Here is a 22,278-nt window from a genome sequence, read left to right as displayed (position 1 = left end):
GGGTCGCATCTCCACCCGGGAGATTGCGGCTCGATCGATCGGTCGACCGGTGCCGGTGCAATGCGCGAATTCAGCCATCGCTTCGGAAACGCTCGCGCTGACGTTCCGTTTGGGTTCGGCACTGACGTATCTGAAACCACGTCGGCGCCGAGCCATCGGCTCCTGCCATCATCCAACCGGTCCGCGCGAAATTCCAGCCCCGACGCGTGATCCGGCCACTTTACGACAGTAGTCCTGTCCTAATGCGAGCGCGAAAGGTGCCAGAAGTGGGCCGCGACCGCAAGATCTTGTGTAAGTCTCCGTGCCGTTCAGCCCGCCAAGTGGCCGCAGAGCCGGAGTTCGCACCCAAACCGATGCCACGACTTTCTTCTCCGCGACTGGTTCGCGCAAGCCGCCGCCACGTGTAGACGTGGCCGGGGCGGATTCGCATAATGCGCGCCAACGTCGGAGCCGGCCCTGCAAAGGGTCCGCCGCTTAAGGGAGGAAACGCATGTCGGAGACGATCATTCCCGTGCCTGAGGCGACCGCCAAGGCGGCCTATGTCGACCAAGCCGGCTACGAGGAGATGTACCAGAAGTCGGTGCAGGATCCGGTCGCTTTCTGGAGCGAGCAGGCCAAGCGGATCGAATGGATCAAGCCGTTTACGAAGGTGAAGAACACCTCCTTCGACCCGCACAACGTGTCCATCAAGTGGTTCGAGGACGGAACCCTCAACGTCTCCTATAACTGTGTCGACCGGCACGCGGAGACGAAGGGCGATCAGCCCGCGATCATCTGGGAAGGCGACGACCCGAACGAGAGCCTGGTCATCACCTATCGCGAGCTGAAGGAGCACGTCTCCCGCTTCGCCAACGTACTCAAGGCCCACGGCGTCGGCCGTGGCGACCGGGTCACCATCTATCTGCCGATGATCCCGGAAGCGGCCTACGCCATGCTCGGCTGCGCCCGCATCGGCGCGATCCATTCCGTGGTGTTCGCCGGCTTCTCCCCGGACTCGCTCGCCGGCCGCATCCAGGACTGCGATTCCAAGGTGGTGATCACCGCCGACGAAGGCCTGCGCGGCGGGCGCACCATCCCGCTCAAGGCTAACACCGACGCCGCCTGCGACAAGTCGCCGAGCGTGGAGACTGTCATCGTGGTGCGCCGCACCGGCGGCACCATCGACATGAAGGACGGCCGCGACGTCTGGTATCACGAGGTGGCGGAGAACGTCTCCTCAAGCTGCCCGCCGGTGGAGATGGGCGCGGAAGATCCGCTGTTCATCCTCTACACTTCCGGTTCGACCGGCAGCCCGAAGGGCGTGCTGCACACCTCCGGCGGCTACCTCGTCTACACCTCGATGACGCACCAGTACGTGTTCGACTACAAGCCGGGCGAGATCTACTGGTGCACCGCCGACGTCGGCTGGGTCACCGGCCACTCCTACATCGTCTACGGCCCGCTCGCGAACGGCGCGACCACCGTGATGTTCGAGGGCGTCCCCACCTACCCGACCGCCGCGCGCCATTGGGAGGTGATCGACAAGCACGATGTGGCGATCTACTACACCGCGCCGACGGCAATCCGTGCGCTGATGGGCGCCGGCGACGACTATGTGAAGAAGACCTCGCGCGCCTCGCTGAGGATTCTCGGCTCGGTCGGCGAGCCGATCAATGCCGCCGCCTGGATGTGGTATCGCGACGTGGTCGGCGACGGTCGCTGCCCGGTGGTCGACACCTGGTGGCAGACGGAAACCGGCGGCATTCTGATCACGCCGCTGCCCGGCGCGACGCCGCTGAAGCCCGGCTCCGCCACCAAGCCCTTTTTCGGGGTGCAGCCGGCGGTGGTCGATGCCAACGGCAACGTTCTGGAAGGCGCGACGGAAGGCAATCTGGTCATCACCGACTCCTGGCCGGGTCAGATGCGCACGGTCTACGGCGATCACGACCGCTTCGTGCAGACCTACTTCTCCGCCTATCCCGGCAACTACTTCTCCGGTGACGGCTGCCGACGCGACGAAGACGGTTACTACTGGATCACCGGCCGCGTCGACGACGTCATCAACGTCTCCGGCCATCGCATGGGCACGGCGGAGATCGAATCGGCGCTGGTGGCCCACTCCAAGGTCGCCGAGGCGGCCGTGGTCGGCTATCCGCACGATCTGAAGGGCCAAGGCATCTACGCCTATGTGACCCTGATGGAAGGCGAGGAGCCGACCGAGGAGCTGCGCAAGGAGCTGGTGCAGTGGGTGCGCAAGGAGATCGGCCCGATCGCCTCGCCGGACCTGATCCAGTTCGCGCCGGGGCTGCCGAAAACCCGCTCCGGCAAGATCATGCGCCGCATCCTGCGCAAGATCGCCGAGGATTCGTTCGAGAATCTGGGCGACACCTCGACGCTGGCGGACCCGACGGTGGTCGACAGCCTGGTCGAGCACCGGATGAACCGCGCGGCCGGGTGACGCCGTGCGGCGAACCGGTCCGGCCGCTCTTGCGTTCGCCATTCTGGCCGCGGCGGCACCCGCCGCGGCAGACGGGATGCCGGACGACTTCGTCCGCCTGTCGGAGGCCGCCCCGACGGTCCGCCAGGATATCCGCTATTTCGGGGCGGACAACTTCACAGGCGCGCCGGTGCCCGGCTACGAGGCACCACAGTGCGTGCTCACGCGGCCGGCTGCTGCAGCGCTCGCCAAGGTCCAGACCGAACTTGCCGACAAGGGCTACGAGCTGATCGTGTTCGACTGCTACCGGCCGGAAAAGGCGGTTGCCGCCTTCATGGACTGGAGCCGCTCGGACAATCCCGGCAAGCCCTACTTTTATCCCGGCATCGAAAAAAGCGCGATCATCCCCGACGGCTATGTCGCCGAACGCTCGGGACACTCGCGGGGCAGCACCGTCGATCTCGGCATCGTGAGGCTCGACCGCGACACGGACACGTTTCCGCCGCGCGCTCAGCGTTGCGACGAAAGCTCGATGAGTTCCCTCGGCTTGGAGATGGGGACCGACTTCGACTGCTTCTCGCCGCGATCGGCAACCGCCACCGAGGAGGTCTCGGAGGACGCCCAAGCCAACCGCAAGGTCCTTCTCGACGCCATGACCGACGCCGGGTTCGTGAACTACCCGAAGGAATGGTGGCACTACACGCTGGGCAACGAGCCCTACCCGGACCGCTATTTCGATTTCGACGTCGAATAGAGCGTCGAGAGCTCAGGACCCGGATTCAGACCCGTCCGAGGAGCTGCCGTCGAGCCGATGGCGCTCGATCATCGGGATCTGGGCGAGCGCGAACGCCATCGTGATCGGCATGATACCGAACACCTTGAACGACACCCAGGTGTCGGACGAGAAATTGCGCCAGACGATCTCGTTCAGAACCGCCAGGAACAGGAAGAACCACGCCCAGCGCAGGGTAAGCTTGCGCCAACCGTCGGCATCGATGGCGATCACGGAGCCGAGCACGAGGCCCAGCAACGGCTTCTTCCAAATCAACAGCCCGCCGAACAGAACGGCCGCGAACAGGCAGTTCACGATCGTCGGCTTGAGCTTGATGAAAAGCTCGTCCTGCAGGACCAGGGTCAACCCGCCGAACACCAGCACCACCACTCCGGTCACCACCGGCATCAAGGGCAGCGTGCGTTGCAACGCATAGGAGACAGCCAGCGCGATCAGCGTCGCCACCATGAACGCGCCCGTTGCCACGAACAGGTCGGCCCGGGCATTGGCGACGAAAAAGACAGCCAGCGGCCCGAGTTCGAGCGCAAGCTTGAGGAGGGGTTGGATCGGTTTCGCGTCTTCCATGCCCTCATCTGACAAGGCGCGGCCGTGCGATCAAGCCGAAATTCCGATCGCGCTTTGCCGGGCCTCCCGAAATTGTTGGCTGTGCGGCGGCGGCGACGTTCCTATATGTCCGGTTCGTCGATTCGGGTCTCTCCTTGTCGTGGAGAGGCCAGCCGCCTGCGGCGTCCCTGCCATCCGTTTTCCTCAAATCGGGTGTTTTCACCGCGGTGCGGGATGGACTAACAGGTTTAGAATGAAACCAATTTGGGAGCGCACGACGTGAACAGCCAGGAGCCGCCGCGCCGCCGCCGTCCGGCCTCACGTCCCGCCGATGTTCAGCCCGCCGAGGCCGGCGAACAGACGCGGCCGGTCCGTCCGAAACGCCGCCCGCAAGGCCAGCGGCCGCGGCGCCCCAGCTGGCAGGACACGGCTCGCGAGGGCATTCTCGCCGTCCACGCAATTGCAAAGAGCTATCGCCGACGCACGGTCGCCCACGGTATTTCCATTCATGTCCGCCGCGGCGAAGCCGTTGGCCTGCTCGGCCCGAACGGCGCTGGCAAGACCACGGTGTTCTATATGATCACCGGGCTGATCAAGCCGGACGCCGGCAAGATCAGCCTCGACGGCTTCGACATCACCGGCCTGCCGATGTACCGCCGCGCCCGGCTTGGGATCGGCTATCTCCCCCAGGAAGCCTCGATCTTTCGCGGGCTGACGGTGCAGAACAACATCATGTCGGTACTGGAGGTGGTGGAACCCAACCGCAAGAAGCGCAAGGCGGAGCTGGAGAGCCTGCTGTCGGAGTTCGGCATCACCCATCTGCGCGATGCGCCGGCCACCGCGCTTTCGGGCGGCGAGCGGCGACGCTGCGAAATCGCCCGCGCGCTGGCCAGCCGACCGTCCTTCATGCTGCTCGACGAGCCGTTCGCTGGTATCGACCCGATCGCGGTGGGCGACATTCAGGATCTTGTCCGCCATCTGACCCAGCGCGGAATCGGTGTCTTGATCACCGACCACAACGTGCGCGAGACCCTCGGTCTGATCGACCGCGCCTATATTATCGCCTCCGGCGAGATGCTCACCGAAGGCAGCCCCGACGAGGTGGTCGCCCATCCCGACGTGCGGCGTCTTTACCTTGGCGAACAATTTACGCTTTGACTCGCCTGCGGTTGTCGCTACCAATATGCAGGTACGCAAGAATTGGACCAGGCTGGGGTGAACGAAGCTGACCGGGGTCCGATCCGCCACTCGCGCCCCGCTCTAACTCGCTCGCGGGGAAGAGGTTTGTGCATTTTCTTCGTTGTGAATTGAATTCTTGTTAACCTAGGAAATCGTGGCGGCCACCTGTGCCGATCAGTCTCGCGCCTCGCCTTGATCTGCGGACCACGCAGACCCTGATCATGACACCGCAGCTGATGCAGGCCATCAAGCTGCTGCAGCTCACCAATTTGGAACTGTCGGCTGTCATCGATCGGGAGCTGGAGGAAAATCCCCTCCTGGAACGGGCCGACAACGACGTCGACGAGGGCGCGGATGCGCCCGACGATGCTCTACCCGATCGCAGCGGCGATGTGGTCGAAGCCGGCACCGAGGGCTTCGAAGGCGAAGCGCTGGCCGATCTCGACGTGCCGGCGAGCGCGATCGATCCGGAAGGCGAGACGAGACAGGACGTCAGCGCCGAGGCGCTGGCCGGCGATCCCTGGCGCACGGTCGGCGCCGGCGGAAACCTGCCCGACGAAGGCTTCGAACCCACGGAGACCCGCCCGCCGAGCCTGCGCGATCATCTGATCGAACAGATCCGGCTCGGCTTCGCCGACGACGCGACCCGGGTGGTCGCGCTGTACCTGGTCGACTGCCTGGACCCCGACGGCTATCTCCGGGACGATCCGGACGATCTGTGCCGACGGCTCGGCCTCGACGCGGACGGGCTCAATGCGGTGATCGAACGCTGCCAGGGCCTCGATCCTGCGGGCGTATTCGCCCGCGACCTCACCGAATGCCTGGCCCTGCAGCTTGCCGACGCCGGCTGTCTCGACGGCCCGATGCGCCAGCTTCTCGCCAATCTGGAGCTGGTGGCGCGGCGCGATTTCGTGGCGCTGGAACGCACCTGCGCGGTCGACGGGCGTCAACTCGCCGAGATGCTCGCGGAACTGAAGGCGCTGGACCCGCGCCCCGGCCGGCGCTTCGACAGCGAACCGGTGCGCGCCATCGTGCCCGACGTCCTGGTGATGCCGGACGGCGAAGGCGGTTTCCGTATCGAACTCAACAGCGAAACGCTGCCGAAGGTGCTGGTGAACCGCGGCATCTATCAGACCGCCGTTCATGCCTCCCGCAATCCCGACGACAAGGCCTATCTCAGCGAGCGCCTGCAGGCCGCAAACTGGCTGGTCAAGAGCCTCGACCAGCGCGCCAACACCATTCTCCGGGTCGCCGCCGTGATCGTGAAACAGCAGCGCGGCTTTCTGGAGCACGGCATCTCGCAGTTGAAGCCGCTTACGCTCAAAATGGTCGCCGACGAGATCGGCATTCACGAATCGACCGTGAGCCGCGTGACCGCGAACAAATATCTCGCCTGCCCTCGCGGGCTGTTCGAGCTCAAGACTTTCTTTTCCGCCGCGATCGCGGCCTCCGACGGCAACGAGGCACACTCAACCGCGGCGGTGCGCCACCGGATCCGGCTCATGATCGAGGCGGAGGGCGCCGACAGCGTGTTGTCGGACGATCAGATCGTGAAGCAGCTCAAGGCCGACGGCGTCGACATTGCCCGGAGAACCGTGGCGAAGTATCGCGAGGCGATGCACATCCCCTCCTCCGTTCAACGCCGGCGCGAAAAGCTGCACGCACAGAGGACCTCGAGCTAGAAGCTGGCGGTGTGGACGCGCCGGCGTTGACAGCACGATGACACACTCGTAGAACCGCGCGAATTTCTCGGGCCCGCCGCTGCAGGCCTGGTGAGGATATGCGGGAACTTTTGTTCCGCCCGCATGCTATTGTAAGCGAATTCATCCGATCACGATCCTTGACCTTTTTTGGGTCGAGATTTTCGTGATCCTGGATCATTGAGCAGCCGGCGAGTGCAACATCGCGCCGGTCCGACGAATCGACAATAAAGGGCGCGGCGATCCGCGACCCGGTGAGCGACCGACATCTCCCCATGTTGAAAATTTCCGGCAAGAACCTCGATATCGGCAACGCCTTGCGCGAGCGCATCCAGGAGCGGATCGAAGAGGCTGTCCGCAAATATTTCGATGGTGGCTACAGCGGCCAGGTGGTCGTCGAGCCGGAAGGATTCGGTTTCAAGACCGATTGCGCGATCCATCTCGACACCGGCGTGGTGCTGAAGACGTCGGCGAACGCCGCCGATGCCACCGTCAGCTTCGACCAGGCCGCCGAGCGTGTGGAGAAGCGTCTGCGCCGCTACAAGCGCCGCCTGAAGTCGCATCATCCGCAGCAGAATGGCGAAGCCATCGAGGCGCAGAGCTTCGTTCTCGCCACTCCGGAGGAGGACGAGGAGGTTCCGGTCGACTACTCGCCGGTGGTGGTTGCGGAGACGGCAACGCACATTCGGACCATGACCGTTGGCATGGCCGTCCTCGATCTCGACTTGACCGAATCCCCCGTGGTGGTGTTCCGCTCGGCCGCGAACGGCACCATCAACGTCGTCTACCGGCGCTCCGACGGCAATGTCGGTTGGATCGATCCGGCCTTCGATAACGACACGCCCAAGAGCTGATCCCGAGTCTATCGATCGGCCCGCAGCCGCAGCGCGAACGTCCACCGTGTCGGAAACCGCCGCGGCCGGTTAGGGATATCGTCATGGAACTCAACGACCTCTTGAGCCTCGAGGGTGTCGTGCCCGCCCTGAAAGCGCAGAGCAAGAAGCAGGTGCTTCAGGAGCTCGCGGCCAAGGCGGCGGCCATTACCAAGCTGCCGGAGCGCGAGATCTTCGACACGCTCCTGCAGCGCGAGCGGCTGGGCTCCACCGGCATCGGCGACGGGATCGCGATCCCGCACGGCAAGCTGGTCTCGCTCAACGGGATCGTCGGCGTGTTCGCCCGGCTCGATCGTCCCGTGGAGTTCGATGCCCTGGACGAGCAGCCAGTCGATCTGGTGTTTTTGCTGCTCGCGCCTGAGGGCGCCGGCGCCGATCACCTTAAGGCGCTCGCCCGCATCGCTCGGGTGCTGCGCGACGGAGAGACAGCGGCTAAACTCCGCGCCTCGCGCGATCCGGCCGCCCTCTACGCGCTCCTGACCCAGCCCTCGGCCACGGTCGAGTGAGCCGTAAGGCCGGCCACGGTCGAGTGAGCCGTAAGGCCGGCCACGGTCGAATCCGAGTATCGACGGACTTGCCTTTTTCTTCGAGGCGACAGAAGTAAGTGCCATGACGAAGCCACGCACACTCTACGACAAGATCTGGGACGACCATGTGGTCGAGCGTCAGGAGGACGGCACCACCCTCCTGTACATCGACCGGCACCTGGTTCACGAGGTCACAAGCCCGCAGGCCTTCGAGGGTCTGCGCCTCACCGGGCGCAAGGTGCGCGCGCCGCAGCGTACGCTCGCCGTTGTCGACCACAACGTGCCGACCACGGACCGCAGCCACGGCATCGAGGATCCGGAATCGGCCGTGCAGGTCGCGACCCTCGGCGACAATGCCAAGCAGTTCGGGATCGAGTACTACAACGAGCTCGATCCGCGGCAGGGCATCGTGCACATCGTCGGTCCCGAGCAGGGCTTCACCCTGCCGGGCATGACCATCGTGTGCGGCGACAGCCACACCTCCACCCATGGCGCGTTCGGCGCGCTTGCCCATGGTATCGGCACCAGCGAGGTCGAGCATGTGCTCGCCACGCAGACGCTGATCCAGCGCAAGGCGAAGAATATGCGCGTCTCCGTCGAGGGCGAGCTGCCCGAAGGGGTGACCGCGAAGGACATCGTGCTGTCGATCATCGGCACCATCGGCACCGCCGGTGGCACCGGCCACGTGATCGAATACGCCGGCGAGGCCATCCGCGCGCTTTCCATGGAAGGCCGCATGACCGTCTGCAACATGTCGATCGAGGGCGGAGCCCGCGCCGGCATGATCGCGCCGGACGAGACCACCTACGCCTACATCAAGGATCGCCATCGGGCCCCGAAGGGCGCGGCCTGGGATGCCGCTCGCGCCTACTGGGAGAGCCTTCCCTCCGACGAGGGCGCGGAGTTCGACACCGAGATCAAGCTCGACGTGGCGAGCCTGCCACCGATCGTGACCTGGGGCACTTCGCCGGAAGCGGTGGCCTCGATCGAAGGTGTCGTGCCGGATCCGGCCGACGCGCCGAACGAGCATAAGCGGCGCGCCATGGAACGCGCGCTGGAGTATATGGGTCTGGTTCCGGGCACGAAGATCACCGACATCGCTATCGACCGGGCCTTTATCGGCTCGTGCACGAACGGGCGCATCGAGGATCTGCGAGCCGCGGCCAAGATCGTCGAGGGCCACAAGGTTCACGAGTCGGTCAACGCGCTCGTGGTGCCGGGCTCCGGCCTGGTGAAAGAGCAGGCGGAAGCGGAAGGCCTCGACAAGATCTTCCTGGCCGCCGGCTTCGAGTGGCGCGAGCCGGGTTGCTCCATGTGCCTGGCCATGAACGCCGACCGGCTTTCGCCCGGTGAGCGCTGCGCCTCGACCTCGAACCGCAACTTCGAGGGCCGTCAGGGCTTCCGCGGCCGCACGCATCTGGTGTCGCCGGGCATGGCGGCGGCGGCGGCGATCGCCGGCCGCTTTGTGGACGTTCGCCAGTTCGGCCGGGACTGATCGCACCTGTCGCGTTTCGAGGCCAAGTGGACCCCGTTGGCTGTCCGGAAGCGCGTCGAAACGAGAACTTAGACCGACTCCGCGCTTCCGATAAACGCGGAACGGGCCCTGAGCTCAGGTGACTGACAAATCGGGCCGCTGCGTGCAAATGGCGCAGCGGCCCGTTTTCTATTGGCAGCATTGGATTGCGTCAGCGCCAATGCCGGCGGGGACCACCGAAGCCGCAGGTCTTCTGACGTTCGATCCGGACGACCTTACCGAACGGGGTCCAGCGCACGACCTTCACCGGACGAACCGTGCAGCCCCGGGAGAAGCGCGGGCCGTGGTGGTATCCGCGGCCGTGGTGTCCGCGACCACGGTGGTAGTCGCGCCGGTCGCCTCGATAGTCGCGGCCGTGTCGGTTGCCGACCTTGATGACAGACGCTTCGCTCGACTGTGCGATCGCGGCGACGGGTCCGGCCGAAGGACCTGCGGCAAGGGCGGGCGACAACGCCGACGCACCCAGCGTGGCGGCGGTGGCAAGAGCAATCAGGGTGGAACGGATCATCGTTTCGTCTCCTCTTCGTTTCCGGCAGCGCCGATCGCTGCCAACGAGTGGGAGACTAGAGGGCCGGGGCTGAACCCGATCTGAGCCGACCATTTAGGCACTGTTCAGAATTGGAAGGCTCCCAAGCGGGCATGGCGCCCCCCCCTCGTGCACCGCACAAAAGGCCGCTATGGTCGCGCCGCTTAAGCGTTTCCAGGCCAAGTGGAAACCGGTCGGCCGTCCGGAAACGCATCGAAATAATAACCCAGAGCCGCTCTGCGAATCCGTGAAATGCGGAACGGCCCCATGTGCACGAGACATCCTTTCGGAAGGAGAGCCATGCAGCTCGAAATCGGCAAGATCGGCCAGGAATCAGCTCACCAGCTCGCTCCGCTGATTGCAGCCTATGCCCAGGAGATGCGCCGTGGCGCGCCTCGCCGGCCCGACGAATATTATGCCGAGCTCCTGCTAGCCGACCCCACCGCCGAGCTTCTCGGCGCCCACAGCGACAACGCCCTGGTCGGCTTCGCCATCTATTTCGACCTGCCGGAGACGATCACCGGCCACCGCGCCGGCCAGCTCGACGACCTCTATGTCGCGCCAGGCGCGCGCGATCACGGCGTGGCGAGGCGCATGATCGAGGCGCTGGTGGAAATCGGCCGGGCCCGGGAATGGGCGCATCTGCGCTGGCTGGTCCCTGAGACCAACGCCGCCGCAATCGGGCTCTACGAGCGCGTGGCGAAACCGGCGCCGTGGAAAAGCTACGTCATCCCGATCATCGAGCGGGACTAAACCCCACGAAATTTGTTCAGGCTTTCCGCTCGGCGACGAAGCGGGCAGCCGCCACGAGCGTTTCGGCCCTGGCGCCATAGGGCGCCAGGATCTCGGAGGCTTCGGCGACCAGTTCGGCCAAACGCGTCCTGGCCCAGGTCTCCCCGTGGATGGACACCAGCGTCGCCTTGCCGCGATCGGCGTCCTTTCCGATCCGCTTGCCGACCGCCGCCTCGTCGCCGGTCACATCGAGCAGGTCGTCGGCGAGTTGAAACGCCGCCCCCACGATCTGTCCGAACCGCACCAGGCGCGCACGATCGTCCGCAGAAGCACCTGCCAGGATCGCTCCGGCCTCGCATGCGGCCGCGATCAGCGCTCCGGTCTTCATCGCCTGCAGGCGGCGAATGTCCGCCTCTCCCAGCGGAACGTCCGCCGTTTCCGCAGCGAGATCCAGCACCTGACCGCCAACCATGCCGCCCGCGCCGGCTGCCCGCGCCAGACACAGCGCGAGCTCGGCCCGCGCGCTTGGATCCGACACCTGTGCCGGGTCGCCGAGGATCTCGAAGGCAAAGGTCAAAAGCGCGTCACCCGCCAGGATCGCTGTCGCCTCGTCGAATGCCTTGTGCACGGTCGGCCGCCCACGGCGCATATCGTCATCGTCCATCGCCGGCAAGTCGTCGTGAACCAGGCTGTAGCAGTGCACGCACTCGAACGCGGCACCGACCGCCACCGCGGCCTCTGGATCGCCACCGGCCAGCCGAGCCGATTCGATCGCCAAAAACGGGCGGAACCGCTTGCCGCCGCCAAGCGTTGCGTAGCGCATCGCCTCGGCGAGCGTTTCGGGAACGACGGCCACCGTCGGCAGCAGCCGTTCCAGGGCTGCCTCGACAGCGGCAGCGGCCGATTCCAGCCGAGTGTCAAACGCGGTCATCGATACGGGTCCGCCTCTGGATACGCGACACGGGAGAAGGCTGGCGCAGCGGCCCCTTCCTCGCTTTCGTGTGGGCCGGAGAGGGAGACACGTCAAGCACATGCCTGTCGCGCGCCATTCGGCCGCTTTCAATTGACCGAACGCCCCGTTGCCGCCACACCCGTCGCGATGACGTCGCCGACGTCGCCCCCCCGAGAGATCCGGATCATCGTCTTGGCCAACCGCAAAGCCCGCTCGCGCTTCGGGATCTTTCGCCGCCTTAGGCAAGCGCTCGTCATTCTGATCGCGAGTCCGCTCGTGCTGTCGATGCTCTATTCCGTCGTCAATCCGGTCTCCACGTTGATGCTGGCGCGCTGGGCGACCGGCCAGCCGGTGGAGCGAAGCTGGCTCCCACTCGACGCGATCTCGCCGAACCTGATTCGGGCAGTGGTGATCTCGGAGGATGCCCGCTACTGCATGCATTGGGGCGTCGACCCGACGGAGCTTCGCAAGGTTCTGGACGCTTTCATGGCCGGCGAAGAGACCCGCGGGGCAAGCACAATCTCCATGCAGACCGCCAAGAATCTCTTCCTCTGGCCCGGCCGCTCCTATGTCCGCAAGGCGTTGGAGCTCCCGCTCGCGCTATGGCTCGACCTAGTGCTTTCCAAGGACCGGCTGCTCGCGATCTACCTCAATGTCGCGGAATGGGCGCCGGGCGTGTTCGGAGCAGAAGCCGCCGCACGTCATTATTTCAACCGGTCCGCCGCCGAACTCGGTCCCAACCAAGCCGCGTTGCTGGCCACCACCCTCCCCGACCCGGATGGACGCAATCCGGCCGCCCCCTCCGCAGGCCAGCGCCGCCTGGCCCAGCGGCTCAATCGCGAAGTCGCCCGCTCGGACTGGGTGTTCGATTGCCTGGGACCAAATATCCAACCCTGATTTTTTGGCGCAACCCGTCTTTCCAAGCCGCTTGGCAGTTTGTATATACACCGGCTCGATATCCAACTTTGAATGGATGGTGGATCACGCTCGGGCTTCGGCTCTGGGCTGCGGGGTCGGTTTGGCCCGCACCGTCCGATAAGGAGACGACGATGGCAGTTCCGAAGCGCAAAACGTCGCGCATGAAGCGGGGCTTTCGCCGTTCGGCTGATGCGCTGAAGCAGCCGAGCTACATTGAGGACAAGCAGTCGGGCGAGCTGCGCCGGTCGCATCATATCGACCTGAAGACCGGGATGTACCGCGGTCGCCAGGTTCTCGAGCCGAAGGGCGAGTGACGGTCACCCCCGTCCCGTTCCGGCGTGCGCGGCGACTTCGTCGCCGATTCGATTATTGATCGAAAGCGCGCCCAAGCTCCGCGAACCGGCCCTCGGAGGTCCGCATGATCGCCGCAGTCCCGCTGACCATCGTCCCGTTGATCCTCTACAACGTGATTGCGTTCGTATTTGCGGGTGGCAGCGCGACGTCGCCGATCTGGCAGAGCGAACTGTTCACGCTGACGCTGGTCTCCGGCCAGGCGTGGGTGCCGAATCTTGCCGACCTGATCGCCGTCGTCGCCGTGATCCTCCTGGGTACGGAAGTGATCAAGGCGACGCGGGTGCATCGGCGCTCGGTGTTGGATCACCTGGTCTCGACCGTGGTGATGGTGGTGTACGTGGTCGAATTTCTGGCCGTCGGCGCGGCCGCGACCTCGACCTTCTTCCTGCTGACCGTGATTGCCGTCGTCGATGTGATGGCCGGCTTCACGATCTCGCTCGGCGCCGCCCGGCGCGACATTTCCGTCGACCAGGGCGAAGCGTAGAGCCTCCGACCTTCTCCCCGCGAGAAGGCTCCAAGCCGTATCTTGAAACCACTGCGGGTGGGGCATCAGTCCCACTTTCCTGGACTGCGCTCAAATGGCCGCCGATCTCTGTCGGCCCCGACCCGACCTTCGAAAAAGAAAAGCTGAGCACGCGCGATGTCGAACACGCCCCACGAACTGGCGGAAGAATTTCCCGAGCACGTCGAAAAGATGCATCGGCTGAAGGCAGAAAACGCCCACTTCGCCAAGCTCTTCGACGAGTATCATGAGGTCAACCGCGCCATCCACCGTGCCGAGACCGACGTGGAGCCGACTGACGACGCGCACATGGAAGAGATGCGCAAGAGCCGGATGGCGCTGAAGGACGAAATCTACGCGCTTCTGAAAGCCTAGGGCCAGGACGCCGGCCTTCGCCGGCATCGGCGAAGGCCCCGTTTCTGCTTTTCCAAAGTGGGCTCAGTCCACGATGGCCACGAGGCCGGCTGCTTCGATACCGGCAACGGCGCAGGCTTCGTCATTGTCCGAGGTGTCGCCGGATACGCCAACCCCGCCGAGCGCCCGACCCTCGGTATCCTTGATGACGACTCCGCCCGGCACCGGGACCATGCGTCCCCCGGCCACACCCGAAAGGGCCGCGACGAAGTGCGGCCGCTCGATCGCCGCATCGTTCAGAAAGCGGCTGCCGCGTCCAACGCCGATGGCGCCATAGGCTTTGCCGCCGGCAATATCGAGACGCATGAAGCTCGAGCCGTCCTGGCGCATCATCGCGACCGGGTGGCCGCCGGCGTCGAGCACGACGACGCCCAACGGCTTCAGGCCGAGCTCCTCGCCCTTGGCGAAGGCGGTTTCGATAATCGTCCGAGCATGGTCGAGGGTCAGTTCCGTCATCGACGGCCTCCGATAACAGTCAGAATCTAAGAATTCGGGCGGCTTGGAGCAGATCCGCTCGCTCTGATGTCTCCATCTGAGCGGAAAGGCTTAGACTCGTTCCGCTTTTCTCGGAATCGCAGAGCGGGTCTAAATTATTGTTTCGACGCATTTCCGGACGGCCAACGGTTTCCACTTGGCCTGTGAAAACGCTCTAGGACGACGAGGACGAGCCGCCGCCGGCCAGGTTGTTGAGCTGCTTCTGCATCTCCGCAAGCTGGCGTTTCATCTCGTCAAGGTCGCTTTTGGATTCGCCGGGTGCCGTGGCTTGACCGGGATCGGCATGTCCCGGTCGCTCGCCGCCCTCGCCACCGGCGCCGAACGGCATGAACATGCGCATGGCACGCTCGAACATCTCGGTGTTGCGCCGCACCTGTTCGTCGAGCGTATCGAACGGACTGACGCCGAAGGTCGAGGCCATCTGCTGGCGGAACTTCTCCTGGTCGCGCACGAACGATTCCAGCGAATATTCCAGATAGGGCGGCACCAGCGTCTGCATGGAATCGCCGTAGAAGCGGATGAGCTGGCGCAGGAAGGAGATCGGTAGCAGATTCTGCCCCTTGTTCTCCTGCTCGAAGATGATCTGGGTCAGCACCGAGCGCGTAATGTCTTCGCTGGTCTTGGCATCGAAGACAATGAAGTCCTCCTCGGCCTTCACCATCTCGGCGAGGTCCTCGAGCGTGACGTAGGTGCTGGTCCCGGTGTTATAGAGCCGCCTGTTGGCGTACTTTTTGATGACAGTGGGCTCGTCTGTCTTCGCCATTGCGTGCGTCGACCTCCCTTTACCCGGCCCGGTCGGGCCTGTTGGGGGTACGATACGGGTTCGCTTGCCGCGATGCCACATCACAATTTGCAATGCCGCAACAGAGCCAGTCCGCAGGCATGAGCAGCGACGTTGACAGGCGGGCGATGGCCGGTCTCTAGTCAGCGCGAACCGACGCCTCAGGGGGCAGGTTCACCGGCGGACCAAGACGCCCCACATAAGGACCACGACCTCGACGGGTCGCCGATCCGACCGCCGGAGAGGCGGTCGAGAGGCTGCGGCCCCAAGCTCTCTCAACCCTCGGAGGTATCCGATGAGCCAGGATTCAATCGTGATTGCCAGCGGCGCCCGCACGGCGATCGGCGCGTTCAACGGCTCCTTCGCCACCACCCCGGCGGCCGATCTCGGCAAGATCGCCATTTCCGGCGCGATCGAGCGTGCCGGCATCGCCCCGGACGAGGTCGACGAAGTGATCATGGGCCAGGTGCTGACGGCGGCACAGGGCATGAACCCCGCCCGCCAGGCGGCCATACATGCCGGCGTGCCGAAGGAGAAAACCGCCTGGACGCTGAACCAGGTTTGCGGCTCGGGCCTGCGCACCGTCTGCATCGGCATGCAGCAGATCGCCACCGGCGACGCCGACATCATCGTGGCCGGCGGCCAGGAGAACATGACGCTATCGCCCCATGCCGCCCATCTGCGCGCCGGTCACAAGATGGGCGACGTGTCGTTCATCGACACCATGATCAAGGACGGTCTCTGGGACATCTTCAACGGCTACCACATGGGCGGCACCGCGGAGAACGTGGCGCGCCAGTGGCAGATCACCCGCGAGATGCAGGACGAATTCGCCGTCGCCTCCCAGAACAAGGCCGAAGCCGCTCAGAAGGCCGGTAAGTTCAAGGACGAGATCATTCCCGTCACCATCAAAGAGCGCAAGGGCGAGAAGATCGTCGAGGACGACGAGTATATTCGCCTCGGCGCGACCCTCGAAGGCGTGGCCAAGCTGCGCCCGGCGTTCGAGAAGGACGGCACCGTGACCGCCGGCAATGCCTCCGGCATCAACGACGGCGGCTCGGCCGTTGTGCTGATGCGCGGCGCGGATGCGGCCAAGCGCGGCGTGGAGCCGCTTGCGCGAATCGTGTCCTGGGCGACGGCCGGCGTCGATCCGTCGATCATGGGCTCCGGCCCGATCCCCGCCTCGCGCAAGGCGCTGGAGAAGGCCGGCTGGAAGCCGGAAGATCTTGAGCTGGTCGAAGCCAACGAGGCCTTCGCCGCTCAGGCCTGCGCGGTCAACAAGGACATGGGCTGGGATCCGGCGATCGTGAACGTCAATGGCGGCGCGATCGCGCTTGGCCACCCGATCGGCGCCTCGGGCAACCGCGTGCTCATCACGCTCCTGTTCGAGATGAAGCGCCGCGGCGCCAAGAAGGGTCTCGCCACGCTGTGCATCGGCGGCGGCATGGGCGTGGCCATGTGCGTCGAGCGCGACTGACGTTTCGTCCCGGATCCGCAAGCACGGGGGCCGTCCGCAGGGCGGCCCCTTTTTTGTGCGTGAGCAATCCGGTTTCGGACACCTTATCGCTTTACGCCGCGTCTCGATCGGCTACGGTCCCATTGACCGTTGGACGACCGCGCCAATCCGACGCAACGGTGTAGCAGGCGGAATTTGCGCGCGATCAAACCAGCGGCACGTCAGGGAGGTTAGCGGAAGGTCGGAGCGGGCGGCGGCGTCCACTTCGGGTTCGGCCTGCGAAGAAAGCGGTTCCGGATCATGAAGTTAAGGCACGTTCGCCGCATTATTCGGCATTGGAATGTCACGGTTCCGGGTTAGATGTACGCGCGCTCGCACAGCCCGCGGCATCATCATCACCCACCCAAATCGCAGACAGTCCACCAATTGGAGGGAGGCAGTATGAGTAAGGTTGCGCTCGTCACCGGGGGAACCCGCGGTATCGGAGCCGCCATTTCCAAAGGCCTGAAGGACGCAGGCTATACCGTCGCGGCCAACTTTGCCGGCAACGTCGAAAAGGCCGAGGCATTCAAGGCCGAAACCGGAATCGAGATCTTCAAGTTCGATGTGAGCGATCACGAAGCCGCCGAGGCCGGCGTGGCCCAGGTGGAGGCCGCGCTCGGCCCGATCGACGTGCTCGTCAACAATGCCGGCATCACGCGCGACGCCACGCTCCACAAGATGAGCTGGGAGCAGTGGAAAGAGGTCATCGACACCAACCTGTCGTCGATGTTCTGCATGACGCGTCCGGTGATCAACGGCATGCGCGATCGCGGCTATGGTCGCATCGTCAACATTTCGTCGATCAACGGCCAGAAGGGCCAGATGGGCCAGGCCAATTACTCCGCCGCCAAGGCCGGCGTGATCGGCTTCACCAAGGCCATCGCCCAGGAGAATGCTCGCAAGGGCATCACCGTCAACGCCATCTGTCCAGGCTATATCGATACCGACATGGTCGCGGCCGTGCCGGAGAAAGTGCTGGAAAGCATTGTCGCCCAGATCCCGGTCGGCCGGCTCGGCAAGGCGGAAGAGATCGCCGCGATCGTGGTGTTCCTGGCCTCGGAGGGCGCATCCTTCATGACCGGCTCGGTGGTCACGGCCAACGGCGCCCAGTACATCGCCAACGGTTAAAGCCTTATCCGATCAGGTGGAGACGGCTGGATCCGTTCCACGATTGACGTGAAGCGCCGGCACTCTTGCGTTTGCCGGCGCATACACCACCTAACGCTTCTCATTCTCGGAGCGTTTATGCGCACATTTTCGGAGTCCCAGTAAGGGCCCGGTCGCACTGGCCGGGCCTTGCGAAACAACAGCTCTCGCATGCGTCGGCTGCGAGACGCGTCGTGTTGTCCGCATGTGGGCTTCGAATTCTCATGGATATTTCAAAGGACGAGCAGCGGGTTCTGCACCTGCTCGCTCAAGGCGGCGTGCTCCAGGTCCAAAAGGACGACCGGGGCAAAGTCGCGGACTGCATCGTCGTCACTCGTGACGGCTGGCATTGGCGCGGATGCTCCCTCCCGCTGTTCCGGAAGTTGAAACGTCGCAGGCTCGTGATCTCGCGGGGCGGAGCGCCCTACCGGATCACGGAACTCGGTCTCAGGCGCGTGCGCGCGCAACTCGATAACCGGTAACCGGAGACCACCCTACCCGAACAGGTCCGCCTGGTCGGGTAGGGCCCCTTCGATCACCAGAATTCGGCGCTTGAGCGCAACGCCGCCGGTGGCGGAAAAGCCCACCATCCTACCGTCGGCGCCCAGCACCCGATGGCACGGCACGATCGGCGGAAAGGGGTTCTTTCCGAGCGCCACGCCGACCGCCCGCGACTGAGACACATCGCCAAGCCGGAACGCGACATCGCCGTAGGTGAGCGTCTTCCCGCGCGGGATCTCCCGGCAGATGCGATAGACGCCGCGCTCAAACGCCGCCAGCGCGCTGGTGTCGATCTCAACCCAAGACAGGTCGGCGTTCTCCCCACGCAAAAGTGCCGACACCTGATCGGCGGCAATCCGCAAGCCTTCGGGAAGCGGCGCGACCACGATCCGGTGTCCATCCTGGCCAAGACGGGCCAGAACCGCCTCCGGGTCCGCCTCTGGCAGGCACGCACGCACGATGCCGGCCTCGCCCCAGGCAAAGCCGCACCAGCCAAGCGGCGTCTCAAAGGCCGCACCATTGACCGAATCCGTCATCTTCATCTCCGCTCCGACACCGAGCGGTCGAAGCCGGGGATTAGACGGCGGGGCCGTCCCACTCGCAACCCGATTAGAGTCGTTCAGCTTTTCACGGAATCGCGGAACGGCTCTAACCCTTTATTTTGGCGCATTTCCGGACGGCCAACCGGTCTCCACTTGGCCTGGAAATGCTTTAGAGCCGTTCAGCCCGCTCCGGCCATGCCGCAATGAAGGCATCGCGCGCGCGAAAGCCGGGCGGTGAGGACTGTTTGCTCTCGTCCCGAATCAAATGGGCGAAGACATAGGTCCGATCCCCTTTGCTCGCCCAGCCGACATACCAACCCCAGGGGCGGCCGCGCACGATCTCGCCGGCGGCCGTCTTCGAGGCGGCGGCCCCGGTTTTGCCGTGGATGGTCCAGCCATCCCCCGCCGGCCGGGTCTCGACAATCTCACGGGTCAGCGCCATCGCCTGCTCAGACACCGGGAGCCTTCCGGCGACGAGCTTCTGCAGGAAGGTCACCTGCTCCCTGGGTGCGATTTTCAACGACGAGGCGATCCAGGCACGATCGAGGCCGTTGTTCTTTCCAAAATCGCCGGAGACGTCGGCATTCCCGTAGTCGAACGCCTGAGCGTAGCGACGGAACCTCTCCATGCCGAGCGAATGGGCGATTTGCTGGGAGTACCAGACCACGGAATATTTCAGCCAGGAGGTGGGATCGGTCGGCTGTTTCCACTCCTTGCGCCAGGCGACGTAGCCCTCTTTGAACGGGAGCACAGGATCGTGCGACCCTTTCAGGACACCCGCATCGAAACCCATGACGGCGAGCGCGACCTTGAAGGTGGAGGCCGGAGTCACGCGGGTGTCGCAGTCGCCCTCCTCCAGAACGACTCCACCGCTGGCCGCATCAGCCACGATCGTGCAGACGTCCGCCGCCCGCGCCGAGAGTGTCCCGCACCACACCAGGATAAAAACTGCCGCCGCCCGTAAAATCATCCCGTTCGCTCCATTTGCGCCTCCGATGAACGGGCAAGTGGCAGCGAAAGGCGGCGAGGATCGGATATCAGGCTGCCTTCGACGGCGTCAGCCCACCCTTTTCGACCAGGAAGGTTAATACCGTTTCCAGCCCCTCCCCGGTTTTCAGATTGGTGAAAACGTAAGGCCGCTCGCCGCGCATACGCTTGGTGTCGGCGTCCATCACCTCCAGCGAGGCGCCGACCATGTCGGCAAGGTCGATCTTGTTGATGACCAGAAGATCGGAGCGGGTGATGCCGGGGCCGCCTTTGCGGGGGATCTTTTCACCTGCCGACACGTCGATGACGTAGATGGTGAGGTCCGCCAGCTCAGGCGAGAAGGTGGCGGCGAGATTGTCGCCCCCGGATTCGATCAACACCACGTCGAGGTCTGGAAACTTACCGCGCATTTCAGCGATCGCGGCGAGATTGATGGAGGCGTCCTCGCGGATCGCGGTGTGCGGGCAACCGCCGGTTTCCACGCCCAGGATCCGCTCCACGGGCAACGCGCCGGCGCGCGTCAGGATCAGCGCGTCTTCCTTGGTGTAGATGTCGTTGGTGATCGCCGCGATGTCGTAGCGCTCGCGCATCGCCTTGCACAGCGCCTCCATCAGCGCCGTCTTGCCGGAGCCGACGGGACCGCCGATGCCGACGCGAAGAGGACCGTTCGGGGAGCTGGTCATGTGCGGAACAACCTCGTGTACTGGGTCTCGTGACGCATCGACGCGATGTCGGCGAGGAGCGCAGAGCCACCGAGATCGTCGAGGGTGGAGGCGTTGGCGGCCGCGGCGACTTCGGCAATCGGGCGCTCGAGCTGGGCGATCGCGCGCTGACCGTCGCTCTGGCCGAGCGGGATCAGCCGAACCCCGGCGGACACGATATTGGCGGCGAAGGCGTGCAAATAGGCCGTCAGCGTGGCGGACAGGCCGACCTCATGGTCGGCGGCAGCGATCGCAACCGCGACCGGATAGGCGAGCGGGCCCTCGGGCCAGGGGTGGGCAGCGGGCCAGGCGGTTTCGGTGATCTTTTTGAAGGCCTCACCCTGGGAAATCGTCTCCGTCCGGCGTTCCTTCGACGGGTTCAGGGCCGCGGCAAGCTCGATGACATCGGTAAGGGAGAGGGCCTCCCCCCAATCTCCGCTCATTCCCGCGAAAGCGGGAATCCATAGGGCATCTGCCGTAGGGCTCGACGTCCAAGGCGTTTGCGCATGGCCAGCCGGACCTTCGGAGGTATCAACAAACCCTTGAGCTCCACCTTCAGCTCCCCACGGCTTCCCGCTGTCGCGGGAATGAGCGGAGGATGGGGCCAAGTCCTGAGGTAGATGGCCGACATCACGCCGCCGTGCCCGCCAAGCCTCGGCAAGCAGGATGGCATCCTGCCGGCCGGCACCATGGGCGAGGACATCTTCGACCCAGGCGACCAGAGCGTGGACGTCACCGACCGTGCCCTCCTCCACCACCCATTCCAGGCCATGGCTGAGGGTGAACGCCCCCACCGGATAGGAGGGCGAGAGCCAGGCCATCAGCCGGTAGAGGCCAGCGGCGTCAGTGCTCATGGCCTTCGCCGGCCCCATGGGCGTGCGCATGGCTGTGGCTGTGGCTGTGCGAATGCCCGTGACCATGGGAATGGCTGTGCGTGTGGCTGTGGGTCTCGCTGTGGCTGTGGGCGTGGCTGTGGGTCTCGCTGTGGCTGTGGGCGTGGGAATGACCGCCATAGGCGCCGCCTTCGGGATCGAACGGCGCCTCGATGTCAGTGACCTCGCCGCCCAGCCCGCGCACCATGTCGGAGATGACGTGATCGCGCCGGATCAGGATGCGGCCGTCTTCGATCATCGCCGGCAGGTGCCGGTTGCCGAGATGCCAGGCCAACCGCAGCAGATGATGCGGATCTGCGGCCGTGACCTGGGTCAGCGGTTCCGGTGCGGCTTCGACGGCCACCACCCGGCCGTCCTCCAGAAGCAGCCCGTCGCCATGGCGCAGCGCCACTGCTTCCGGCAGATCCAATAGGAAGGAGAGCCCGCCATTGCCGGTGAGCGCGATCCGGCGGCGATGCCGGCCGTCATGGTCGAGCGTGACGGCGTCGACGGGATCGGCGTAGCTACCGGCGAGGAGGACGGTGGAGGCTTTCAGCATGGCCCGGTCATCTCACACTTGGGAGAATGAGCGCCGGCAGGTCCACACACTCCGCTCATTCCCGCGAAAGCGGGAATCCATCGGGCTGCTGCGGTCCGACGGGGCGACTGCGGCTTTCGTTCCACAAGAAGAAGCCCACGACACTCACCGCCGAAATGCTGCGTTCTCTCTCCAACTCCCCATGGATTCCCGCTTTCGCGGGAATGAGCGGAG

Annotated in this window: 25 protein-coding genes; 15 read left to right on the top strand and 10 right to left on the bottom strand. The window is 64.9% G+C overall.

What is annotated here, in order from left to right:
- Positions 1-490 precede the first annotated feature (490 nt).
- Together acs and HNS03_RS20255 are read left to right on the top strand one after the other, a co-directional pair.
- A complete protein-coding gene (gene acs, locus HNS03_RS20260) occupies positions 491-2,437 on the top strand; it encodes an acetate--CoA ligase (RefSeq protein WP_367197866.1) in 1,947 nt (648 codons plus the stop codon).
- A gap of 4 nt (positions 2,438-2,441) precedes the next feature.
- A complete protein-coding gene (locus tag HNS03_RS20255) occupies positions 2,442-3,170 on the top strand; it encodes a M15 family metallopeptidase (RefSeq protein WP_367197865.1) in 729 nt (242 codons plus the stop codon).
- A gap of 12 nt (positions 3,171-3,182) precedes the next feature.
- On the opposite strand, the gene HNS03_RS20250 is transcribed toward HNS03_RS20255, so the two are convergent.
- A complete protein-coding gene (locus HNS03_RS20250; protein WP_367197864.1) occupies positions 3,183-3,773 on the bottom strand; it encodes a septation protein A in 591 nt (196 codons plus the stop codon).
- Between the two features lie 258 nt (positions 3,774-4,031).
- On the opposite strand from HNS03_RS20250, the gene lptB reads away from it, so the two are divergent.
- The 5 genes from lptB (at position 4,032) to leuC (ending at position 9,546) form a co-directional block, all read left to right on the top strand.
- Entirely contained in the window at positions 4,032-4,910 is an 879-nt protein-coding gene (gene lptB / locus HNS03_RS20245) for an LPS export ABC transporter ATP-binding protein (protein WP_367197863.1), read from the top strand.
- A 194-nt stretch (positions 4,911-5,104) separates the two neighbouring features.
- A complete protein-coding gene (gene rpoN / locus HNS03_RS20240; RefSeq protein ID WP_367197874.1) occupies positions 5,105-6,613 on the top strand; it encodes an RNA polymerase factor sigma-54 in 1,509 nt (502 codons plus the stop codon).
- Between the two features lie 293 nt (positions 6,614-6,906).
- Positions 6,907-7,485, top strand: a complete 579-nt coding sequence (raiA, locus tag HNS03_RS20235) for a ribosome-associated translation inhibitor RaiA (protein WP_367197862.1) — start codon at positions 6,907-6,909, stop codon at positions 7,483-7,485.
- Between the two features lie 83 nt (positions 7,486-7,568).
- Positions 7,569-8,030 carry a PTS IIA-like nitrogen regulatory protein PtsN gene (gene ptsN, locus HNS03_RS20230; RefSeq protein WP_367197861.1) on the top strand — a complete coding sequence of 154 codons (462 nt, stop codon included), beginning with the start codon at positions 7,569-7,571 and terminating at the stop codon, positions 8,028-8,030.
- A 103-nt stretch (positions 8,031-8,133) separates the two neighbouring features.
- Positions 8,134-9,546, top strand: a complete 1,413-nt coding sequence (gene leuC / locus HNS03_RS20225) for a 3-isopropylmalate dehydratase large subunit (protein WP_367197860.1) — start codon at positions 8,134-8,136, stop codon at positions 9,544-9,546.
- Positions 9,547-9,736: 190 nt separating this feature from the next.
- Here the strand turns inward: leuC and HNS03_RS20220 are convergent, their stop codons facing one another.
- Complete coding sequence (locus tag HNS03_RS20220; RefSeq protein ID WP_367197859.1) at positions 9,737-10,093, bottom strand: hypothetical protein; 357 nt, start codon at positions 10,091-10,093, stop codon at positions 9,737-9,739.
- 318 nt (positions 10,094-10,411) lie between these two features.
- Between HNS03_RS20220 and HNS03_RS20215 the strand changes: the two genes are divergently transcribed.
- Complete coding sequence (locus HNS03_RS20215) at positions 10,412-10,864, top strand: N-acetyltransferase family protein (protein ID WP_367197858.1); 453 nt, start codon at positions 10,412-10,414, stop codon at positions 10,862-10,864.
- A gap of 16 nt (positions 10,865-10,880) precedes the next feature.
- On the opposite strand, the gene HNS03_RS20210 is transcribed toward HNS03_RS20215, so the two are convergent.
- Positions 10,881-11,774, bottom strand: coding sequence for a polyprenyl synthetase family protein (locus HNS03_RS20210; RefSeq protein ID WP_367197857.1), 894 nt, complete (start codon positions 11,772-11,774; stop codon positions 10,881-10,883).
- A gap of 213 nt (positions 11,775-11,987) precedes the next feature.
- Between HNS03_RS20210 and mtgA the strand changes: the two genes are divergently transcribed.
- The 4 genes from mtgA (at position 11,988) to HNS03_RS20190 (ending at position 13,944) form a co-directional block, all read left to right on the top strand.
- The gene (gene mtgA, locus HNS03_RS20205; RefSeq protein ID WP_367197856.1) at positions 11,988-12,692 is read left to right on the top strand and encodes a monofunctional biosynthetic peptidoglycan transglycosylase; all 705 of its coding nucleotides are present in this window, start codon (positions 11,988-11,990) and stop codon (positions 12,690-12,692) included.
- Positions 12,693-12,844: 152 nt separating this feature from the next.
- Positions 12,845-13,027: a 50S ribosomal protein L32 gene (gene rpmF, locus HNS03_RS20200; protein WP_367197855.1), complete on the top strand. Its 183-nt coding sequence runs from the start codon at positions 12,845-12,847 to the stop codon at positions 13,025-13,027.
- A gap of 104 nt (positions 13,028-13,131) precedes the next feature.
- Complete coding sequence (locus HNS03_RS20195; protein ID WP_367197854.1) at positions 13,132-13,551, top strand: hypothetical protein; 420 nt, start codon at positions 13,132-13,134, stop codon at positions 13,549-13,551.
- 156 nt (positions 13,552-13,707) lie between these two features.
- Positions 13,708-13,944 carry a YdcH family protein gene (locus HNS03_RS20190; protein WP_367197853.1) on the top strand — a complete coding sequence of 79 codons (237 nt, stop codon included), beginning with the start codon at positions 13,708-13,710 and terminating at the stop codon, positions 13,942-13,944.
- A 63-nt stretch (positions 13,945-14,007) separates the two neighbouring features.
- On the opposite strand, the gene HNS03_RS20185 is transcribed toward HNS03_RS20190, so the two are convergent.
- Both HNS03_RS20185 and phaR read right to left on the bottom strand, forming a co-directional pair.
- A complete protein-coding gene (locus tag HNS03_RS20185; protein ID WP_367197852.1) occupies positions 14,008-14,439 on the bottom strand; it encodes a heme-binding protein in 432 nt (143 codons plus the stop codon).
- A 193-nt stretch (positions 14,440-14,632) separates the two neighbouring features.
- Positions 14,633-15,241 carry a polyhydroxyalkanoate synthesis repressor PhaR gene (gene phaR, locus HNS03_RS20180; RefSeq protein WP_367197851.1) on the bottom strand — a complete coding sequence of 203 codons (609 nt, stop codon included), beginning with the start codon at positions 15,239-15,241 and terminating at the stop codon, positions 14,633-14,635.
- Between the two features lie 313 nt (positions 15,242-15,554).
- Between phaR and HNS03_RS20175 the strand changes: the two genes are divergently transcribed.
- From HNS03_RS20175 to HNS03_RS20165, 3 genes are all read left to right on the top strand, one after another.
- Complete coding sequence (locus HNS03_RS20175; protein ID WP_367197850.1) at positions 15,555-16,736, top strand: acetyl-CoA C-acetyltransferase; 1,182 nt, start codon at positions 15,555-15,557, stop codon at positions 16,734-16,736.
- Between the two features lie 420 nt (positions 16,737-17,156).
- Positions 17,157-17,885 carry an acetoacetyl-CoA reductase gene (gene phbB / locus HNS03_RS20170; protein WP_367197849.1) on the top strand — a complete coding sequence of 243 codons (729 nt, stop codon included), beginning with the start codon at positions 17,157-17,159 and terminating at the stop codon, positions 17,883-17,885.
- Positions 17,886-18,127: 242 nt separating this feature from the next.
- On the top strand, positions 18,128-18,385 hold the full coding sequence (locus HNS03_RS20165) for a YjhX family toxin (protein ID WP_367197848.1): 258 nt from the start codon (positions 18,128-18,130) through the stop codon (positions 18,383-18,385).
- Positions 18,386-18,397: 12 nt separating this feature from the next.
- Here the strand turns inward: HNS03_RS20165 and HNS03_RS20160 are convergent, their stop codons facing one another.
- The 5 genes from HNS03_RS20160 to ureE form a co-directional block, all read right to left on the bottom strand.
- Positions 18,398-18,940 carry a methylated-DNA--[protein]-cysteine S-methyltransferase gene (locus HNS03_RS20160; protein ID WP_367197847.1) on the bottom strand — a complete coding sequence of 181 codons (543 nt, stop codon included), beginning with the start codon at positions 18,938-18,940 and terminating at the stop codon, positions 18,398-18,400.
- A 175-nt stretch (positions 18,941-19,115) separates the two neighbouring features.
- Positions 19,116-19,916: a class D beta-lactamase gene (gene blaOXA / locus HNS03_RS20155; protein ID WP_367197846.1), complete on the bottom strand. Its 801-nt coding sequence runs from the start codon at positions 19,914-19,916 to the stop codon at positions 19,116-19,118.
- A 67-nt stretch (positions 19,917-19,983) separates the two neighbouring features.
- Positions 19,984-20,616, bottom strand: a complete 633-nt coding sequence (ureG, locus tag HNS03_RS20150; protein ID WP_367197845.1) for an urease accessory protein UreG — start codon at positions 20,614-20,616, stop codon at positions 19,984-19,986.
- The gene (locus HNS03_RS20145; RefSeq protein WP_367197844.1) at positions 20,613-21,488 is read right to left on the bottom strand and encodes an urease accessory protein UreF; all 876 of its coding nucleotides are present in this window, start codon (positions 21,486-21,488) and stop codon (positions 20,613-20,615) included. The genes ureG and HNS03_RS20145 overlap by 4 nt, the downstream gene beginning before the upstream one ends.
- Positions 21,478-22,065 carry an urease accessory protein UreE gene (gene ureE, locus HNS03_RS20140; protein WP_367197843.1) on the bottom strand — a complete coding sequence of 196 codons (588 nt, stop codon included), beginning with the start codon at positions 22,063-22,065 and terminating at the stop codon, positions 21,478-21,480. The genes HNS03_RS20145 and ureE overlap by 11 nt, the downstream gene beginning before the upstream one ends.
- Positions 22,066-22,278 lie beyond the last annotated feature (213 nt).

This window comes from Amorphus sp. 3PC139-8 (genome assembly GCF_040750475.1).
Classification (GTDB): Bacteria; Pseudomonadota; Alphaproteobacteria; order Rhizobiales; family Amorphaceae; genus Amorphus.
The sequence above is the reverse complement of the archived record's forward strand: the minus strand, read 5'-3'. Positions and strand labels throughout refer to the sequence as shown.

Bases quoted from the DNA above. Each gene is read 5' to 3' on its own strand.
- acs (WP_367197866.1), top strand. From the start codon at position 491: ATGTCGGAGACGATCATTCCCGTGCCTGAGGCGACCGCCAAGGCGGCC.
- HNS03_RS20250 (WP_367197864.1), bottom strand. From the start codon at position 3,773: ATGGAAGACGCGAAACCGATCCAACCCCTCCTCAAGCTTGCGCTCGAA.
- raiA (WP_367197862.1), top strand. From the start codon at position 6,907: ATGTTGAAAATTTCCGGCAAGAACCTCGATATCGGCAACGCCTTGCGC.
- ptsN (WP_367197861.1), top strand. From the start codon at position 7,569: ATGGAACTCAACGACCTCTTGAGCCTCGAGGGTGTCGTGCCCGCCCTG.
- leuC (WP_367197860.1), top strand. From the start codon at position 8,134: ATGACGAAGCCACGCACACTCTACGACAAGATCTGGGACGACCATGTG.
- HNS03_RS20220 (WP_367197859.1), bottom strand. From the start codon at position 10,093: ATGATCCGTTCCACCCTGATTGCTCTTGCCACCGCCGCCACGCTGGGT.
- HNS03_RS20215 (WP_367197858.1), top strand. From the start codon at position 10,412: ATGCAGCTCGAAATCGGCAAGATCGGCCAGGAATCAGCTCACCAGCTC.
- HNS03_RS20210 (WP_367197857.1), bottom strand. From the start codon at position 11,774: ATGACCGCGTTTGACACTCGGCTGGAATCGGCCGCTGCCGCTGTCGAG.
- rpmF (WP_367197855.1), top strand. From the start codon at position 12,845: ATGGCAGTTCCGAAGCGCAAAACGTCGCGCATGAAGCGGGGCTTTCGC.
- HNS03_RS20195 (WP_367197854.1), top strand. From the start codon at position 13,132: ATGATCGCCGCAGTCCCGCTGACCATCGTCCCGTTGATCCTCTACAAC.
- HNS03_RS20190 (WP_367197853.1), top strand. From the start codon at position 13,708: ATGTCGAACACGCCCCACGAACTGGCGGAAGAATTTCCCGAGCACGTC.
- HNS03_RS20185 (WP_367197852.1), bottom strand. From the start codon at position 14,439: ATGACGGAACTGACCCTCGACCATGCTCGGACGATTATCGAAACCGCC.
- phaR (WP_367197851.1), bottom strand. From the start codon at position 15,241: ATGGCGAAGACAGACGAGCCCACTGTCATCAAAAAGTACGCCAACAGG.
- HNS03_RS20175 (WP_367197850.1), top strand. From the start codon at position 15,555: ATGAGCCAGGATTCAATCGTGATTGCCAGCGGCGCCCGCACGGCGATC.
- phbB (WP_367197849.1), top strand. From the start codon at position 17,157: ATGAGTAAGGTTGCGCTCGTCACCGGGGGAACCCGCGGTATCGGAGCC.
- HNS03_RS20165 (WP_367197848.1), top strand. From the start codon at position 18,128: ATGGATATTTCAAAGGACGAGCAGCGGGTTCTGCACCTGCTCGCTCAA.
- HNS03_RS20160 (WP_367197847.1), bottom strand. From the start codon at position 18,940: ATGACGGATTCGGTCAATGGTGCGGCCTTTGAGACGCCGCTTGGCTGG.
- blaOXA (WP_367197846.1), bottom strand. From the start codon at position 19,916: ATGATTTTACGGGCGGCGGCAGTTTTTATCCTGGTGTGGTGCGGGACA.
- ureG (WP_367197845.1), bottom strand. From the start codon at position 20,616: ATGACCAGCTCCCCGAACGGTCCTCTTCGCGTCGGCATCGGCGGTCCC.
- HNS03_RS20145 (WP_367197844.1), bottom strand. From the start codon at position 21,488: ATGAGCACTGACGCCGCTGGCCTCTACCGGCTGATGGCCTGGCTCTCG.
- ureE (WP_367197843.1), bottom strand. From the start codon at position 22,065: ATGCTGAAAGCCTCCACCGTCCTCCTCGCCGGTAGCTACGCCGATCCC.